Genomic DNA, 16104 nt, shown 5'->3' on the forward strand with positions numbered 1-16104 from the left:
GGACGGGCCGGACGTCCATGGTTTCCCGCTTTCGCGGGAATGACGGAATTTAGGTTTGGGGCGAGGTTCGCGTGCATCGCGACTGGAGGACGGCTGTGTCGTTGAGCCGCTCGCGAACACACCGAAGGGCCGCCGGGCGCGTCCGCCGGGCGCGCCATGTTCGCGGTGTCCGACGTGCGCACCTTGCGTGCAGTGCCCGCGTGAGCCTCCCTGCCCCGTCATGGTTCTCCCTCGCTTTCGGCTTCTGCGACGAAGGCGTGCGCGTCGTCGAAGCCGGCATGCAGGGTGCCGTGTTCGACCGCGCCGAAGATGTCGAAGCTGGTCTGCGCGAAGTCGCGCAGCAGGGCCGGGTCGGTGAAGGGGTCGCGGCCGCGCAGGGCGAGCTGGTAGGCCTCGCCGTTGCCTTCGCCCCAGCTGCGCTCGCTGCCGCGCCAGCGGGCGGCGGCCGCCTTCAGCGCCTTGTCGGCGTCCTCGGCGTTGAAGTATTCCCAGCCGCTGTACGGGCCGAACGGCAGCGGCGCCTGCAGGCCGCGGGCGCGCACCTCGAGCAGGCGCTGCAGGGCGGCGCGGGCCTGGTCCGGGGCGAGCGGCGCGCGCACGAACGGCCCGACGCCGGGCAGGTCGCGGCTGCCCGGCTCGAAGAAGCGCACCAGCGGCAGCGCCAGCCCGGCCGCACTGGCGAGCAGCCAGTCCAGTCCCTGGCGAATCGCGGCCGGTCCGTTCATCGCGCCCAGGCGCACGTGGGCCAGGCCGTGTTCGTAGATGCCCTCGAGGCGGCCCTGCAGGCGCAGCGCATCGAGCTCGACCTCCACCCGTACGCTGCCGCGCGGCGCCGCACCGCGCCAGGCGATGAAGGCCTCGGCATACGGCTGCAGCCGTGCGACCAGTGCCGTCAGCTGCTGGCGCCCCAGCGGCCCGGACGGCAGCAGCGCACGCGCGCGCAGCGTCTCGTACAGGCCCTCGTCCCTGCCTTCGAGCAGTGCGTCGAACACCTGCTGCTGCAACAGCGCCTTCTCCAGCCCGGCGGCGGGCGCGAGCAGCGGCTCGACGTCCTGGCCGACGTCGTGGTCCTCGGCCAGGCGCAGGCCCAGGCGCTGGCGCAGGAACTGCTCGGCCGGCGCGGTGAGGAAGCGGCGCAGCGCTTCGAGCGGCAGCACGCTGTCCGGCTCGCCGCCCGACGCGGGCAGCCCCGCCTGGTACCACGGCGCCAGCGCGGTGCGTGCGCCGCCGATGCGGGCCGAGGCCGGCTGCCACTGGGTGCGGTAGCTGAAGCGGCGCGGATCGCCGTTCGCGCCGAACGCGGCCGGCGCGAACGGCTGCAGCGCGTGGCGCACCGTCAGCCCCTTGGCCGCCGCGACCGGATCGGCGTGGTAGCGCGCGGCTTCGGCGATCAGCTCGCTGACCAGCGCCGAGGGCTCGCGCACGCTGCCATCGCGCGCATCGGCGCCCAGGTAGCTGACGTAGAACACGTCCTGCGCGGCGGCGAACAGCTGCAGGAACAGGAAGCGATCGTCTTCGCGCGTGGAGCGATCGCCGTGGCGGCGCCGCTCGCTGCCCAGTTCGGCGGTGAGGCGGTTGAGGCCGGCGGCCGGGTCGCGGCGCGGGAACTCGCCATCGTTCATGCCCAACAGGCAGATCACGCGGAACGGCAGCAGCCGCATCGGTACCATGCGCCCGATGCTCACGCCGCCGGTCAGCAGCGGCGCGCGCGTGTCGGCCTGGCCCAGCACCGCGGCGAAGTGCGCGCGCACCACCTCGGCCGGCACGGCGGAGGCGAAGCCGGCGCGCGCGGCGTCCTGGGCGAAGGCATCGATCAGCGTGCGCAGGCGATCCAGCGCGCGCTGGGTGTTCGCCGCCGCCGGCGGCTGCGGCAGCAGCGCGTCGAGCAGGGCGAGCAGGCGCTCGCGCCACTGCGTGGGCGAGAGCGTCTCGTCCAGGCTGCGCTGGGTGCGGGCCAGCACCCGCAGCAGGCGCAGCAGCGCATCGAGCGCGTCCAGCGCGCCGCCTTCCAGCGCCGGGTAGGGCGCGACGCCGGCGATCTCGTCGCTGCTGCCGCTGGCGTGGCCCAGCAGCAGCCGGTCCAGCGCGAAGGCCCAGGTGTAGGCGTCGTCGGCCGGCGCGCCGTGGCGCGCGCGATGCGCCGCGTCCACGCCCCAGCGCGCGCCGGCGGCGGCCAGCCAGCCGTGCAGGCGTTCGAAGGCGGCCGCGTCCAGCCCGGCCGCGTCGGCCAGCGGCGGGCTGGCGAGCAGGTCCAAGATCTCGTGCAGGCCGAAGCGCGAGACCGGCAGGTCCAGCAGGCGCACGAACACCTCGGCCAGCGGCTCGCCGGCCAGCGGGCTGGTGTCGGCCAGCGCATAGGGAATGCGCGCGCCGGCCGTGTCGCCGCCGAACACGGCTTCCAGATACGGCAGATAGGGATCGATGTCCGGCGCCAGCACCGCGATCTGGCGCGGCTGCAGCGGCGGGTCGAAGCGCGGGTCTTCCAGCAGGCCGCGCAGCTGGTCGTGCAGCACCTGCAGTTCGCGCAGGCGGGTATGGCAGGCGTGCACCTGCAGGCTGGGATCGGTCGGGTCCAGCTTGGTGAGCGGCGCGGGCTCGGGCGGGGCGGCGCGGCGCAGCAGGTCGTGCTGCAGGCGGCGCAGCAAGGTATCGCCCAGGCCGCCCTCGGCCAGGGTGCGCTGGCCGGTGTCGAGCGGATCGGCGTAGACCTCGATCTCCGCGCTCGGGTGCACCACCTCGTAGCTGCCCAGCATCGCCATGAAGTCGCGCCCGGCCGCGCCCCAGGCCTGCAGCAGGCGGTTGTCGCCGGCGGTGCCCTCGAACAGGTCCGCATCGGCCGAAGCCGCTGCACGCGCGCGTGGGCCCAGCGCCTGCAGGTCGCCCCAGTAGCCCTGCGCGGGCGTGGGCAGGTAGAAGTGCAGCGTGCCCACGCGCGCCTGCGTGGCCAGCACGCGCAGCACGTCGGGCGAGACATTGAGCGTGGCGAAGGCGAACACGCGCCGCGGCAGGCCCTGCGGCAGCGCGCCGGTCTCGAACCGGTCCAGGTACTCCTGGATGCGCCGCGCGCGGTGCGTGGTGCCGGCGGCGACATGGCGCCACAGCAGGGCCTGCGGATCGCGCGGGTCGGCGCCGGCTTCCCAGCGCAGCAGCCAGTCGCGGCGCCAGGCCTGGTACTTCTCGAACACGCCGGCCAGTTCGCCGGCCAGCGCCCACGGCTTGAGCGCGTCGTCGCCGCGCAGATAGCTGGCCAGCTGCGCCAGCGCCGGATTGGTCAGCAGCGTCGGGTCGGTCAGCGCCGCATACAGGCGCCAGTGCAGCGTGGCCGCGTCGAGTTCATCGCGGGCCGCGTCCGGCGCTTGGCCGGGTGCGAGGTTGGCCGCCAGCGCGCGGGCGACGAATTCGCCCGGGGTGAGGAACTCCAGGTTGGCCGCCACGCCGTGCTCGGCCGCCAGCGTGGCCTGAAGCCAGCGCCGCATCGCCACCTGCGGGATCAGGATCACCTCGGGCGTGAGGATCGACTGGCCGGGCACGGGCGTGCGCAGCTCGGCCGCCAGCAGCTGCGCCAGCAGGTCCAGGGCATTGGAGGGATAGAGCCGGAAGTCGGCGGGCGGCGGCGCGGGCATCGTGCGGGATTGTGCCGCAGACAGGTCGCCGGGGTTGAGATCGGGTCAGGGGCTGCAACTGCTGGCGGCAGCGGTTCTTTCAAGATGCTTCCTCGCTCGAGGTGGCTCGGAACGTGGCTGGATGCCTGCAGGAGCCTTGGCCGTCAAAGGCTGAGCGAGCTGATCGGCGAACGTCGCCGTCGCAAGAGGAGCGACATGTGCGTTTCAGCGCTGGATTTCTGCGGAGATCGCGCGCAGCGGTTGCCTCAGGTTGGTCCTGAGCCTGGCCGGCAGCTCATGGGTCGTCTTCCCAGGCAATGGAAGCGATCCGCCAGCCGCGGAGCGTTCGCACGAGTTGGAACAGTTTGGCGCCCCCGCCGTCGTAGGGCGCGCCCTGGTAGAGGCCGCGCTTCTCGTAGGTCGAATGGCGGCACGCGATGTCGCGCAGCACCTGTGTCCGCGCGTGCGTCTCCCATTCGTGGAAGTCGGTAAGCATGCCGTCGGACAGCATCCGCGCCCGGGGCGCGATGAAGCTGTCGACCGTCATCGTGTCCGTTCCGCTGCCGGCTACCCGCGTGACGATGGCCTCGGGCAGGAACATGTCACGCAGCGCCTCGGCCGGAATCGCCCGTCCGCCGCGATTGTCGAACGCGCCATAGAAGGCGACGATCAGCGCATCGATCTCCGCGTGGTCCTGCGCGTCGTCAGCGCCTGTCATGTCGTGCCAATCGCGTTCTTTGGGAGAGACGATCGGAGGCGTCTCGCGGGGATTGCGTCGAAGCATAGGTGTGTCGGGGCAGGTGCGCCATGGCGGCTCCAGGCAAGGGGCTTCGGATGGGCGGCGGTCCGGCGGGCAATGGTCCGCTACCGCGCGGGTCAAGTCACAAGGCTTCGGTTTGCGCGGTCACTCGAGCCCCCTCCCTTGCGCGTAGCGCAGGGGAGGGATGGGGAGGGGTTGGGGCTTTACCGAGCAAGCCACAGAAGCAAGGGCAACAGCACCCCACCCCCTCAGCCGCTAGTTCGCGACTTCGAGCTCCCCTTCGCCTACGGCGAAAGGGAGGGGGCAGATCAGGATCAGGGTGGGAAGTCGTCGACTTGCGGCCCCCTCCCTTGCGCGGAGCGCAGGGGAGGGATGGGGAGGGGTTGGGGCTTTACCGAGCAAGCCACAGAAGCAAGAGCAAAAGCACCCCACCCCAACCCTCCCCTTCGCCTGCGGCGAAAGGGAGGGGGCAGATCAGGGCCAGGGGCGGGAAGTCGCGGCTAGCGACTGACACGCGAAAGAACCACCGCCACACCGCCGATGTCACGCAGCGTTGCGACAGCGGGAACGGACCGGCGTGCAAGCATCGACGCCGACGGGCTACAATTTCTGAACTGGCCAGTCCAGTCATGGTGGCATTCAGTCCGTGCAGGCCATGCTTAACCGATTTTTCGCATTCCGCCCTCCTCTCGCCTCGCCTGCCCACGCATGCCGCATTCCAACTCCCCTGCTGCGAAGTTTGAGGCGGTCCGCCTGGATCGCGGCGGGCGCGCGATCCTGTCCGGGCTGGACCTGGTGGTGCCCCAGGGCAGCATCACGGCCGTGCTGGGCCCGTCGGGCAGCGGCAAGTCCACGCTGCTGGCGGCGCTGACCGGTGAGCTGGTGCCGGCGGCCGGCACAGTGGAGCTGTTCGGCCAGCCGATCCCGCGCAATGCGCGCGCCTTGCTGGAGCTGCGCAAGAACCTCGGCGTGCTGCTGCAGGGCAATGGCCTGCTGACCGACCTGACCGTGGCCGAGAACGTGGCGCTGCCGCTGCGCACGCACACCGCGCTGCCGGGCGAGCTGATCGACCAGCTGGTCGATCTGAAGCTCAACGCGGTCGGCCTGCGTGCCACCGGTGGGCTGTATCCGCGCGAGCTGTCCGGCGGCATGGCCCGGCGCGTGGCGCTGGCCCGCGCGCTGGCGCTGGATCCGCCGCTGATGATCTACGACGAGCCGCTGACCGGGCTGGACCCGATCGCCTCGGGCGTGATCATGTCGCTGATCGGCCGGCTCAATCATTCGCTGGGGCTGACCAGCGTCATCGTCAGCCACCACGTGCACGAGACCCTGCCGGTCTGCGACCAGGCGCTGGTGATCGCCAACGGCAAGCTGGTGTTCTCCGGCACGCCGGCGCAGCTGGAGGCCAGCGAGGACCCGCTGGTGCTCCAGTTCCTGCGCGGCGCGCCCGATGGCCCCATCCCCTTCGACAGCGCCGCCTCGGCGCGCGCCGCATAGGACCCGCGCCGATGGCCTTCGCCGCTTCCATCCGCTCGCTGGGCGCCGCCGGGCTGTTCTCGCTCTCGGTGCTGCGCGCCTCGGTGCCGACGCGCGACTTCTGGGCCGAGCTGACCAAAGAGATCTACAAGATCGGCGCGCGTTCGCTGCCGATCATCGCGGTGGGCGGTGCGTTCGTGGGCCTGGTGCTGACCCTGCAGGGCTACCGCACGCTGACCACCTTCGGCGCCTCCGACGCGCTGTCCACGCTGCTGGGCCTGTCGCTGTACCGCGAACTGGGCCCGGTGCTGACCGCACTGCTGTTCATCGGCCGCGCCGGCAGCTCGATCGCCGCCGAGCTGGGCCTGATGCGTGCCACCGACCAGATCAAGGCGCTGGAGCTGATGGCCATCGATCCGGTGGCCAAGGCGGTGGCGCCGCGCTTCTGGGCGGCGGTACTGACCGTGCCGCTGCTGACCGGCTTCTTCTGCTCGCTGGCGATCAGCGCCAGCTGGTTCGAGGCGGTCAAGGTGCTGGGCCTGGACAACGGCACGTTCTGGTCTGCGCTGCAGGGCAGCGTGGATCTCTGGGACGACTTCGGCGTGGCCCTGCTCAAGTCGGCGGTGTTCGGCGGCGTGGCGGCGCTGGTCGCGGCCTACGTGGGCTTCAACGCCGAGCCGACCATCGAGGGCACCTCGGTGGCCACCACCCGCGCGGTGGTCAACGGCTCGCTGCTGGTGCTGATGCTCAACTTCATCCTTTCCGCCCTGTTGTTTCAGTGAGAGACCTCTAATGGCCGCACGCGGACCACGACTCGAATTTGCCGTCGGCGCCTTCCTGCTGCTGGCGCTGGCCTCGCTGCTGGTGCTGGCGCTGGCCTCGACCAACCGTTCCTTCGGCTTCGGCGGAGGCGGCTACGACCTCAAGGCCCGCTTCACCAACCTGGGCCAGCTGCGCGTCCAGGCGCCGGTGAAGATCGGCGGGGTGGTGGTCGGCCAGGTCGCCAGCATCGCGCTGGATCCCAAGTCCTTCGACTCGGTGGTGACCCTGCGCATCGACGGCCAGTACAAGGGCCTGCCGGCCGACACCGCGGCCGGCATCTTCACCAGCGGCCTGCTGGGCGAGAACTACGTCGGCCTGTCGCCGGGCGGCGACCCGGACGTGCTCAAGGCCGGCGACGAGATCACCTACACCCAGCCCGCAGTGGACCTGCTGCAGCTGGTCGGCAAGTACATGTTCAGCGGCGGTGGCAAGCCGGCTGGCGACGATTCCACCGCCAGCCCGGCGCCTGCGCCGGCGGCGACCGCCCCCAAGGGAGATACCCCATGAAGCGTTCCACGATCACTCTCGCCCTGGCCGCCGTCCTGGCCGCCGCCGCACCGACCGCCGTCCTGGCGCAGGCCTCGGCCGCTTCGGCCGCCGCGCCGGCGCAGGGCTCGGCCAGCGCGGTGGTGCTGAGCCAGTCCACCCGCGTGCTGACCACGCTGGAGCAGCGCCGCGCCGAGTTCAAGGCCAACCCGGCCGCGCTGAAGGCGTTCATCAAGACCGAGTTCAACACCGCCTTCGACGGCAACTACGCCGCACGCCTGGTGCTGGGCGTGCACGGCCGCGGTGCGTCCGATGCGGAGGTGAGCGGCTTCGCCGATGCGCTGGCCGACAACCTGACCGCGCGCTACGGCCAGTCGCTGCTGGACTTCAACTCGCGCCTGCGCGTGCGGATCAAGTCCGAGACCCCGCTGCCCAACGGCAAGGGCGTGCGCGTGTCCAGCGAGATGCTGCGCGAGAGCGGCGACCCGGTGCCGGTGGACTACCTGATGCGCAACGTCGGCGGCCAGTGGAAGATCTTCGACGTGATGATCGAAGGCATCTCCTACGTGCAGACCTTCAAGAACCAGTTCGACGGTCCGCTGCGGCAGAAGTCCATCGCCCAGGTCACCGCCGACCTGCGCGCCGGCCGCATGCAGGCCTCCGGCGACACCGGCCAGCGTTGAGCCACCGATGAGCACCGCGACACTCCGGCGCGAGGGCACGGCCCTGGTCTTCAGCGGGGCGCTGGACCGGGCCGCCGCGCAGGCCCTGTGGCCCTCCGCGCAGCGTGCGCTGGACGGCGCGCAGCGGCTGGACGTGTCGGCCGTGTCGGCGCTGGACAGCGCCGGCCTGGCGCTGCTGGTCGCGCTGGCCGCGCGCCTGCGCGCCGCGGGCAGCGGCCCGGTCACCGTGGAAGGCGCCGCGCCCGGCCTGGCCGAGCTGTGCGCTGCGTATCGCCTGACACCGGCGCTGGATTATCAGCCGGCTTGATTGCCCGGCACCGACATTAGCGTCGGTCCGCCCCCCAGAGGGATCTTAGGAATGAAGACCTTGCATCTGTTGTCCCCGCTGCTGACCGGCCTGCTGCTGGTCGGCTGCGCCTCCAACGCCACCAAGCCGGCGGCGCCGTCGGCCGGCGCCACCGTGCCGCCCCCGCCTCCTGCCGCCGCCGCGCCCGCGGTCGAACCGCCGCCGGCAGCGCCGGCCGCCCAGGCGACCGCGCCGACCACGGCCGCGCCCAGCACGGCGACGAGCGCGCCGCCGACCAGCGCCGAGAACGACTACAGCGCGATCTACGACCCGGTCGCCGATCCCACCCTGCCGCCGCCGGCCGAGGGCGCGCCGCCCAGCTACGACCCGTGGGAGAAGTGGAACCGCAAGGTCCACGCCTTCAACAACGTGGTCGATCGCACGGTCGCCAAGCCGCTGGCCACCGCCTACATCAAGGTAGTCCCGCGCCCGGTGCGCAACGGCGTGCACAACTTCTTCGACAACCTGGGTCAGCCGCTGACGGTGGTCAACAGCCTGCTGCAGGGCAAGCCGGGCGAGGCCTGGGACGCGCTGGGCCGGTTCCTGATCAACACCACCGCCGGCGTCGGCGGCGTGGTCGATGTGGCCACGCGCGATCAGGTGCCCAACACCAGCGAGGACTTCGGTCAGACCCTGGGCGTGTGGGGCTGGCGCCAGTCGCGCTATCTCGAGCTGCCGCTGTTCGGGCCGCGCACCGTGCGCGACACCTTCGGCCTGATCGGCGATGCGCCGCTCTCGCCGGTGCAGCGCGTGGAGAACGACAAGGCGCGCATCTTCCTGCAGGGCCTGCAGCTGGTCGACGTGCGCACCCAGCTGATGTCGCTGGACTCGATCCGCGAAGGCGCGGTGGACGAGTACGCGCTGTTCCGCGACGGCTGGCTGCAGCGCCGCAACTACCAGATCAGCGACGAAGGCGAGCGCAGCCGACGCAAGGGTCACGCCAACGACGACCTGCCGGCCTATCTGCGCGACGACGACGACAATCCGACCGTGCCGATGGACGCCATTCCCACCATCATGCCCAACGCGCGCTGATACCAGGCGCGCCTCAACGAAGAAGGCCGCCCTCGCAGGCGGCCTTCTTCGTTTGCGGCGGGACGTTGGCGATCAGGCGGCCAGCGCGGCGTCCACGGCCTCGCGCAGGCGCGCGTCGTCGGCCGCCACGTCCGGCGAGAAGCGCGCCACGACGCGGCCGTCGCGACCGATCAGGAACTTCTCGAAGTTCCACAGCACGCCGGGCGCCGGATTGACCTTGATGTCCAGGCCCTTGAGCTTCTCGCGCAGCGGGCCTTCGCCGATGGCCACCGGCTGGGCGTTGACCAGCGCCTGGTACAGCGGATGCACGCTGTTGCCGGCCACCGAGATCTTGGAGAACAGCGGGAAGGTCACGTCGTACTCGGTGCTGCAGAAGCTGGCGATCTCCGCATCGCTGCCCGGCTCCTGCTCCTTGAAGTTGTTGGCCGGGAAGCCGAGCACTTCCAGGCCGGCCGCGTGCTTGTCGCGATACAGCGCTTCCAGGCCGGCGTACTGCGGCGTCAGGCCGCACTTGGACGCGACGTTGACCACCAGCAGCACCTTGCCGCGGTAATCGCCGAGCTTGGCCGGCTGGCCATCGATGGTGGTGAGGGGAATGTCGTACAGGCTGGTCATCGGCGCGGACTCGGGCTGGATGGGAGAACGGGCCGCTAGTCTAGGCTGGAAATGTTGACGCCCGCTTCCGCCGACCCTGCAGGCACGTGAACGCCCGTCTCGTCCCGCGCGCGGGCGACCAGGCCACGCCGGTCGAGCACCGGCGCGGCGGCCAGCAGCCAGTCCGGATAGGCGCGCACGCTGACGACCAGCGTGCAGGTGCCCGCCGCATCGACGCAGGGCGGGCCGTGGATGGCGCCGATGGACACGGTATGGCCGAGCAGGCCCAGCTCCTCGAGCGAGCCGATGACCTCGCGCATCATCCGCTCGGTGCTGGTATTGGCGCGGACGAAGCGGTAGTAGCGGCGGACCTGGTCGTTCATCGAAGACTCCTGCGACGCACGTGGGACGGCGGGACCTTCGTGACGGTCTGCTTGCGCGGGATCAGACACCGGCAATGCCGCAGAGCGTGACGACCCTGGCATTCAGATGCCGGGCCTCGAGCAGGGCGCACAGGCGCTGGCTGACTTCGCGCACGCCGCACAGGTTCTGCGGGCCATACAAGGTGTAGGTGGGACGGTCATCGCCATAAGGCTGAAGGCGCCGGCCCACGTGGACCGCATTGATGCCGCTGGCGCGGGCCCAGAGCTCACGCAGTTCGGCCGGTCCGATGCTGTTGTTCCCGCCAAGGGTGAACGAGAACATCGCCACCTGCGACTGCGCCATGGATCCAGCTCCTGGTATGCGCCACATGCCGGTCGCACCCAGTCGCAGATCTGGAACCTACGCGCGCGGCCGTTCCGGAAACGTGAGGGGCCGCACAGACGCAGCGCTTCATGGCGGCGCGGATGCCACGCTCCGCGCGATGGACGCGCACTCGCTATGAACTTTGAACTGCCTTCCAAGACTGGACACGCGCACAACGCGCACAAAGCGTCGGTCATTCCCGCAAACGCGGGAGGTACTTTTCGGCAGACGCATGTCTGACGATCCAGCGTCTTTGCTGTTTGCGGAGGAAGTCACTGAATTCCCGCTTTCGCGGGAATGACGGTAGTGAGGTCTTACGCGACGGAGCCTGCGCGGCGGCACTCGAGCGCGTCTGTCGCTGCAGACGCAGGATCGCACGGCTGAAGGTGTCAGCGAATGCGTCGCCAGACACCCAGCCGCGCGATCAGGCCTCCTCGTCCTCGCCGCCCGCGGCGGCGCCCTCGTCGGCATCGCCGATCAGGTCCTCGCCCAGCAGCGCCTGCGATTGCGCGCCGACCAGCGTTTCCACGCCGCGCAGCTTGCGCTCGATGGTGCGGGTCTTGCGGCTGGCATCGCCCAGGCTCTTGCCGACGGTGTGGATCTGCTTCTCGGCCTTTTCCAGGATGCCGGCGAACTTGCCGAACTCGCCCTTCACCGCGCCCAGCAGCGCCCACACCTCGCTGGAGCGCTGCTCGATGGCCAGGGTGCGGAAGCCCATCTGCAGGCTGTTGAGCAGCGCGGTCACCGTGGTCGGGCCGGCGATCACCACGCGATGCTCGCGCTGCAGCAGATCGACCAGGCCGGGGCGGCGGATCACTTCGGCATACAGGCCTTCGGTAGGCAGGAACATCACCGCGAAATCGGTCGTGCGCGGCGGCACGATGTACTTCTCGCAGATGGAGCGGGCCTGCACGCGGATGGCGCGTTCCAGCTGCGCGCCGGTGGCGCGCACGGCCTCGGCGTCGCCGGCCTCCTGCGCGTTGAGCAGCTTCTCGTAGTCCTCGTGCGGGAACTTGGAATCCAGCGGCAGCCACACCGGCGCATCCTGCGCGCCGCGCCCAGGCAGGCGCACGGCGAAGTCGACCATCTCGTTGCCGTCCTCGCGCAGCTTGACCCCGCGCTGGTACTGCTCGGCGGTAAGGGTCTGTTCGAGGATGCTCTCCAGCTGCACCTCGCCCCAGCCGCCGCGCGACTTGACGTTGGTCAGCACGCGCTTGAGGTCGCCCACGCCGGTGGCCAGCTGCTGCATCTCGCCCAGGCCGCGCTGCACCTGCTCCAGCCGCTCGGAGACCAGCTTGAACGACGCATCCAGGCGCTCGTTGAGCGTGCCCTGCAGCTTCTCGTCCACGGTCACGCGCATCTGCTCGAGCCTGGCGGCGTTGTCGGCCTGCAGGCGCTGCAGCTGCTGGTCGAGCGTGGCGCGCATCTCGCTGATGCGGGTCTCGTTGCGCTGGGTCAGCTCGGTCAGGCGCAGGCCGAGCTGCTCGTTGAAGCGGCCCAGCGATTCGCCGCTTTCGCTGCGTGCCTTGCGGCTGTCCTCGGCCAGCTGCTCGCGCAGCGTCGCCATGTGCGTGTCGCTGCGCGCGATCAGTTCGGCCAGCTGCTGGCCGAAGGCGACGATGCGCGCCTCCTGCTGATGGCCGAAGGCGTCCAGCTGGGTGCGCATGTCCTGCAGGCGCGCGCCGAGCAGTTCGGCGGTGCGCTGCTGGGCCTCGCTGCCCTCGGCGCGGGCCTTGCGCGCGTCCTCGCCCAGCGCCTCGCGCAGCTGGTCCAGGCGCGTGTCGGTGCGGGTGGACAGATCGGTGAGGTTGCGGGCGAACAGGTCCAGCCGCGCGTCCTGCTGGCGGGCCAGGCCGTCGAGCTGTTCGCGCAGTTCGCTGCGGCCGTTGCGCTGTTCCTCGCGCAGGGCGTGTTCGAGCGCGGCGTGCTGGCCGCGGCGCAGCAGCAGGACCAGCTGCAGGAGCAGGACGAGGGCGATCAGCGCGCCCAGGATCAGAGTGTCGACTTGCATGGCGCGCAGTGTATCGGCCGCGGGTCTCAGGCACTGCGCCTGGGTGCCCGGCTTCTAACGTCTGGGCAACTGCCAGATGCGGCGCGCCAGGCGGCGCGCGGCGGGCGTGTCGGCCACTTCGATGCGCACGCCGTAGGGCGCCAGGCGGCGGCCCAGCTCGACCAGCGCCGCCGCCGGCAAGGCCTGCAGGCCGATCACCAGCGGCGGCCCCTGGCGCGGCGCGAGCCCGAGCATGGGCACGGCGCGGCCGTAGGACCACAGACCGCGTGGCGCCGACAGCCAGGCGCGCGCGACCTGCGCCAGCGCGATGCGACGCACGCCGAACAGAGTGCGGACCTCTAGCGAGCCGGCCTCGAGCGTGAGCCGCAGCCGCCACACGCCGGCGACCAGCAGCGCTGCCGGCACCAGCGCGAAGAGCGCCAGCCCGAGGCTGCCGCCGCGCAGCCCGGCCGCGCTCAGCGCCAGCAGCAGCGCCGCCAGCACGCCCGCGCCGATGCGTGCGGCCGGCGTGGCGCGGTAGTGCTGTGCGGTGTGTGGCGCTGGCGCGTCCAATGGCGACTCGCTCCCTGTGTGGGCCGCGAGTATGCCGCGCGCGCACCGCGCACGGCAGGCGCGGGCCGAGGCGCCGCGCCAGGCGTGGAAGCGGCCGAGCTCAGTCGAAGCCTTCCAGCACCAGCTTGCCCTTGGCCTTGCCGCTCTCGATCAGCGCGTGGGCGCGGCGCAGGTTGGCGGCGTTGATCGTCCCGTAGTGCTCGCCGAAGGTGGTGCGCAGGGTGCCGGCGTCGATCAGCGCGGCCACGCGGGTGAGCAGATCGTGCTGGGCCTGCATGTCCGGGGTCTGGAACACCGAGCGGGTGAACATCGATTCCCAGTGCAGCGAGATGCTCTTGGGCTTGAGCGGCATCGCATCCAGCGAGGGCAGGTCGTCGATCAGCGCCAGCTGGCCCTGCGGCGCCAGCAGCTCGATGAACTGGCTGTAGTAGCTGCCGGTGTGGGTGAGGCTGGCCACGTGCTGGACCTGTTCGATGCCCAGCGCCTGCAGCTGCGGACCCAGCGGCTGGCTGTGGTCGATCACGTGGTGCGCGCCCAGTTCGCGTACCCAGGCCTGGGTCTCGGGGCGCGAGGCGGTGCCGACCACGGTCAGCGCGGTCAGCTTGCGCGCCAGCTGCACCAGGATCGAGCCCACGCCGCCGGCCGCGCCGGTGACCAGCAGCACCTGGCCCTCGCCCTGGCCCTCGGGGATGCGCAGGCGGTCGAACAGCAGCTCCCAGGCGGTGATGGCGGTCAGCGGCAGCGCCGCGGCCTGGGCGTCGTCCAGGCTGGCCGGCTTGCGCGCGACGATGCGCTCGTCCACCAGCTGGTATTGCGCATTGCTGCCCGGGCGGTTGATCGACCCGGCGTAGTAGACGACCTCGCCCGGCTTGAACAGGGTCACCGCCTCGCCCACCGCCTCGACCGTGCCGACCGCATCCCAGCCGAGCACGCGCGGCTCGGTCACCTGCGCGCGATGGCGCACCTTGGTGTCGACCGGGTTGACCGAGACGGCGTGGACCTTGACCAGCAGGTCGCGCGGGCCCGGCACGGGCTGGGGCAGGTCGACATCGACCAGCGCGGCCGGGTCGTCGATGGGCAGACCAGCCTGGAGATAGGCGACGGCTTTCATGGGGAAGCTCCGTGAGGTGGGGACAGGCGCCCATCTTCCTCCGCGCGTTTTGCCATGTTAACCGGCAGAATCGAGCATCACTTTCACTCCAGGAGCGCAAATGATCCGGCTCGAGGACCTGGCCCTGTTCGTGCGCACCGCGGCGCTGGGCAGCTTTTCGGCGGCCGCGCGCGAGGCCGGCCTGCTGCCCGGCCAGGCCAGCGCGGCGATCAAGCGGCTGGAGCGCGAGCTGGATCTGCGCCTGTTCGTGCGCACCACCCGCGCGCTGCGCCTGACCGCCGAGGGCGAGCAGTACCTGGAGACCGCGCGCGAGGTGCTGGACACCCTGCGCCAGGGCCGCGAACGCCTGCGCGGCGACGATGCGCCGCTGTCCGGCACCCTGCGCCTGGCCGCGCCCTCCGACCTGGGCCGCAACATCCTGCTGCCGTGGCTGGACGACTTCCACGCCGCCCACCCCAGGCTGAGCGTGCAGCTGCTGCTGTCCGACCAGGTCACCGACGTGTTCCGCGAACCGGTGGACGCGGCGGTGCGGCAGGGGCGCTTCGACGACGCGCGCTACGTGACCCTGCCGCTGCTGCCCGACAACCGCCACGTGCTGGTCGCCTCGCCGCGCTATCTCGCCCAGCGCGGGCGGCCCGAACGCGTGGAGGACCTGCGCGAGCACGAGGCGGTGCTGTACATGCTCGGCGGCCGCGCCTACGACCGCTGGAACTTCGAGGTGGACGGCCAGCGCCAGGTGGTGCAGGTGCGCGGCCAGCTGCTCAGCAACAATGCCGATGTGACCCGGCAGTGGGCGCTGGCCGGGCACGGCATCGCCTACAAGTCGTGGCTGGACGTGCACCGCGACATCGCCGCCGGCCGGCTGGAGTGGCTGCTGCCGCACTTCGGCGAACCCTTCCCGATCCTGCTGGTGTGCCCGCACCGGCGCCAGTTCTCGCCCGCCGTGCGCCAGCTGCACGCGCTGCTGGCGCAGCGCCTGCAGGCGCTGGCCGGAACGGACCGATTGCAACCTTAGGGGATTGAAGAAGCGCTGCGTGGGAGCCGGCACGCCGTCGATGAGGCTTCGCCGTTCAATTCCCTCGCCGCCATCGGCCCAAAGCGCCCCCACCTGTAGAGCGGAGCTCGCTCCGCTGGGGCCTTCCCGACGAACCGAACGAAGAGCAGCGGAGCAGGTAGAGCGGAGCTTGCTCCGCTGGGGCCCTCCCCACGAACCGAACGAAAAGCAGCGGAGCAAGCTCCGCTCTACAAGGAGGGCGCGACGCGATTGGAAGAGACAGCTGCTCCCGCAGATCACCCGCGGCTGGCGGTCAGGTCACACAGGTGATCATCGCGAAGAAGGCGGTGGCCTCGCCGTCGATGGTGGCGCTGAAGCCGCCGGCCGGGGCGTCCAGGCCGCAGCTGTCCTGGCGGATGCGCAGCGTGGCCGCCAGCGCGTTTGACTGCGCCGACCACACCGCCACGCGGCCGGCCTCGATCAGCGGGATCGCCACGTAGCCGGCATCGTGCAGCGGCGCCAGCGACACCGGCTGGCAGCCCTGCGCATCGGCCAGCTGGTCCTTGGCCGCGGCCAGCACCGCCTTGGCGCGCTTGGCCATGATCCGCACCATGCGCGCATCCAGCGGCAGGCCGTCGCCGCGCTCTTCGGCCAGCGCCTGCAAGGTGTCGGCCGAGACCAGCAGATGGCTGCCGTGCGGCGCGTCCTGGTACAGGGCCAGGCAGTGGGCCGGCACCTGCGTCTGCACGGTGACGGCGCGCGCGGTCGGCGCGGTGGCCGCGGCGGCGGCCAGGAGGGAAGACAGCAGGGGGGCGAGCATGGCGGGCGACGCGGTCCTTCGGCACGGCGGCCCCGGGGGCCGACCCGTGCACTGTAAACGCGTCG

General features: G+C 71.3%; 16 protein-coding genes. 7 read left to right on the forward strand and 9 right to left on the reverse strand.

Features of this window, described 5'->3' with window-relative positions:
- Positions 1-218 precede the first annotated feature (218 nt).
- Entirely contained in the window at positions 219-3623 is a 3405-nt protein-coding gene (gene recC, locus WFQ05_RS06105) for an exodeoxyribonuclease V subunit gamma (protein ID WP_337053095.1), read from the reverse strand.
- Between the two features lie 274 nt (positions 3624-3897).
- Entirely contained in the window at positions 3898-4320 is a 423-nt protein-coding gene (locus WFQ05_RS06110; protein ID WP_337053096.1) for a hypothetical protein, read from the reverse strand.
- Positions 4321-5070: 750 nt separating this feature from the next.
- Here WFQ05_RS06110 and WFQ05_RS06115 point away from each other — a divergent pair.
- Genes WFQ05_RS06115 through WFQ05_RS06140 form a run of 6 tightly spaced genes read left to right on the forward strand, consistent with a single transcriptional unit; the run spans position 5071 to position 9210 of the window.
- Positions 5071-5859, forward strand: a complete 789-nt coding sequence (locus WFQ05_RS06115; RefSeq protein WP_337053097.1) for an ATP-binding cassette domain-containing protein — start codon at positions 5071-5073, stop codon at positions 5857-5859.
- A gap of 11 nt (positions 5860-5870) precedes the next feature.
- Positions 5871-6620 (forward strand): MlaE family lipid ABC transporter permease subunit, encoded by a 750-nt coding sequence (locus tag WFQ05_RS06120; protein ID WP_130520537.1) that lies wholly within the window; start codon positions 5871-5873, stop codon positions 6618-6620.
- Positions 6621-6630: 10 nt separating this feature from the next.
- The gene (mlaD, locus tag WFQ05_RS06125) at positions 6631-7167 is read left to right on the forward strand and encodes an outer membrane lipid asymmetry maintenance protein MlaD (RefSeq protein ID WP_130520535.1); all 537 of its coding nucleotides are present in this window, start codon (positions 6631-6633) and stop codon (positions 7165-7167) included.
- Positions 7164-7829: an ABC transporter substrate-binding protein gene (locus tag WFQ05_RS06130; protein WP_130520533.1), complete on the forward strand. Its 666-nt coding sequence runs from the start codon at positions 7164-7166 to the stop codon at positions 7827-7829. The genes mlaD and WFQ05_RS06130 overlap by 4 nt, the downstream gene beginning before the upstream one ends.
- Before the next feature lie 7 nt (positions 7830-7836).
- Complete coding sequence (locus WFQ05_RS06135) at positions 7837-8136, forward strand: STAS domain-containing protein (RefSeq protein WP_130520532.1); 300 nt, start codon at positions 7837-7839, stop codon at positions 8134-8136.
- 51 nt (positions 8137-8187) lie between these two features.
- Positions 8188-9210, forward strand: coding sequence for a VacJ family lipoprotein (locus tag WFQ05_RS06140; protein WP_337053099.1), 1023 nt, complete (start codon positions 8188-8190; stop codon positions 9208-9210).
- A 72-nt stretch (positions 9211-9282) separates the two neighbouring features.
- Here WFQ05_RS06140 and WFQ05_RS06145 read toward each other — a convergent pair whose 3' ends face one another.
- From WFQ05_RS06145 to WFQ05_RS06170, 6 genes are all read right to left on the reverse strand, one after another.
- Positions 9283-9825: a glutathione peroxidase gene (locus tag WFQ05_RS06145; RefSeq protein ID WP_130529948.1), complete on the reverse strand. Its 543-nt coding sequence runs from the start codon at positions 9823-9825 to the stop codon at positions 9283-9285.
- 35 nt (positions 9826-9860) lie between these two features.
- Positions 9861-10187, reverse strand: a complete 327-nt coding sequence (locus WFQ05_RS06150) for a hypothetical protein (protein ID WP_337053100.1) — start codon at positions 10185-10187, stop codon at positions 9861-9863.
- 61 nt (positions 10188-10248) lie between these two features.
- Positions 10249-10530 carry a hypothetical protein gene (locus WFQ05_RS06155; RefSeq protein ID WP_337053101.1) on the reverse strand — a complete coding sequence of 94 codons (282 nt, stop codon included), beginning with the start codon at positions 10528-10530 and terminating at the stop codon, positions 10249-10251.
- A gap of 445 nt (positions 10531-10975) precedes the next feature.
- Entirely contained in the window at positions 10976-12562 is a 1587-nt protein-coding gene (gene rmuC / locus WFQ05_RS06160) for a DNA recombination protein RmuC (RefSeq protein ID WP_286576043.1), read from the reverse strand.
- Positions 12563-12616: 54 nt separating this feature from the next.
- Positions 12617-13114, reverse strand: a complete 498-nt coding sequence (locus tag WFQ05_RS06165; RefSeq protein WP_337053103.1) for a hypothetical protein — start codon at positions 13112-13114, stop codon at positions 12617-12619.
- Between the two features lie 100 nt (positions 13115-13214).
- Positions 13215-14225: a zinc-binding alcohol dehydrogenase family protein gene (locus tag WFQ05_RS06170; RefSeq protein WP_337053104.1), complete on the reverse strand. Its 1011-nt coding sequence runs from the start codon at positions 14223-14225 to the stop codon at positions 13215-13217.
- 100 nt (positions 14226-14325) lie between these two features.
- Between WFQ05_RS06170 and WFQ05_RS06175 the strand changes: the two genes are divergently transcribed.
- On the forward strand, positions 14326-15240 hold the full coding sequence (locus WFQ05_RS06175) for a LysR family transcriptional regulator (RefSeq protein WP_337053105.1): 915 nt from the start codon (positions 14326-14328) through the stop codon (positions 15238-15240).
- A 292-nt stretch (positions 15241-15532) separates the two neighbouring features.
- On the opposite strand, the gene WFQ05_RS06180 is transcribed toward WFQ05_RS06175, so the two are convergent.
- Positions 15533-16039, reverse strand: coding sequence for a hypothetical protein (locus WFQ05_RS06180; RefSeq protein ID WP_337053106.1), 507 nt, complete (start codon positions 16037-16039; stop codon positions 15533-15535).
- Positions 16040-16104: the final 65 nt, after the last annotated feature.

Source organism: Pseudoxanthomonas sp. USHLN014 (genome assembly GCF_037153335.1).
Lineage (GTDB): Bacteria > Pseudomonadota > Gammaproteobacteria > Xanthomonadales > Xanthomonadaceae > Pseudoxanthomonas_A > Pseudoxanthomonas_A winnipegensis.

What these genes read in the sequence shown, in the direction of transcription:
- recC (WP_337053095.1), bottom strand. Translation starts at nt 3,623, where the DNA reads ATGCCCGCGCCGCCGCCCGCCGACTTCCGGCTCTATCCCTCCAATGCC.
- WFQ05_RS06110 (WP_337053096.1), bottom strand. Translation starts at nt 4,320, where the DNA reads ATGACAGGCGCTGACGACGCGCAGGACCACGCGGAGATCGATGCGCTG.
- WFQ05_RS06115 (WP_337053097.1), top strand. Translation starts at nt 5,071, where the DNA reads ATGCCGCATTCCAACTCCCCTGCTGCGAAGTTTGAGGCGGTCCGCCTG.
- WFQ05_RS06120 (WP_130520537.1), top strand. Translation starts at nt 5,871, where the DNA reads ATGGCCTTCGCCGCTTCCATCCGCTCGCTGGGCGCCGCCGGGCTGTTC.
- mlaD (WP_130520535.1), top strand. Translation starts at nt 6,631, where the DNA reads ATGGCCGCACGCGGACCACGACTCGAATTTGCCGTCGGCGCCTTCCTG.
- WFQ05_RS06130 (WP_130520533.1), top strand. Translation starts at nt 7,164, where the DNA reads ATGAAGCGTTCCACGATCACTCTCGCCCTGGCCGCCGTCCTGGCCGCC.
- WFQ05_RS06135 (WP_130520532.1), top strand. Translation starts at nt 7,837, where the DNA reads ATGAGCACCGCGACACTCCGGCGCGAGGGCACGGCCCTGGTCTTCAGC.
- WFQ05_RS06140 (WP_337053099.1), top strand. Translation starts at nt 8,188, where the DNA reads ATGAAGACCTTGCATCTGTTGTCCCCGCTGCTGACCGGCCTGCTGCTG.
- WFQ05_RS06145 (WP_130529948.1), bottom strand. Translation starts at nt 9,825, where the DNA reads ATGACCAGCCTGTACGACATTCCCCTCACCACCATCGATGGCCAGCCG.
- WFQ05_RS06150 (WP_337053100.1), bottom strand. Translation starts at nt 10,187, where the DNA reads ATGAACGACCAGGTCCGCCGCTACTACCGCTTCGTCCGCGCCAATACC.
- WFQ05_RS06155 (WP_337053101.1), bottom strand. Translation starts at nt 10,530, where the DNA reads ATGGCGCAGTCGCAGGTGGCGATGTTCTCGTTCACCCTTGGCGGGAAC.
- rmuC (WP_286576043.1), bottom strand. Translation starts at nt 12,562, where the DNA reads ATGCAAGTCGACACTCTGATCCTGGGCGCGCTGATCGCCCTCGTCCTG.
- WFQ05_RS06170 (WP_337053104.1), bottom strand. Translation starts at nt 14,225, where the DNA reads ATGAAAGCCGTCGCCTATCTCCAGGCTGGTCTGCCCATCGACGACCCG.
- WFQ05_RS06175 (WP_337053105.1), top strand. Translation starts at nt 14,326, where the DNA reads ATGATCCGGCTCGAGGACCTGGCCCTGTTCGTGCGCACCGCGGCGCTG.
- WFQ05_RS06180 (WP_337053106.1), bottom strand. Translation starts at nt 16,039, where the DNA reads ATGCTCGCCCCCCTGCTGTCTTCCCTCCTGGCCGCCGCCGCGGCCACC.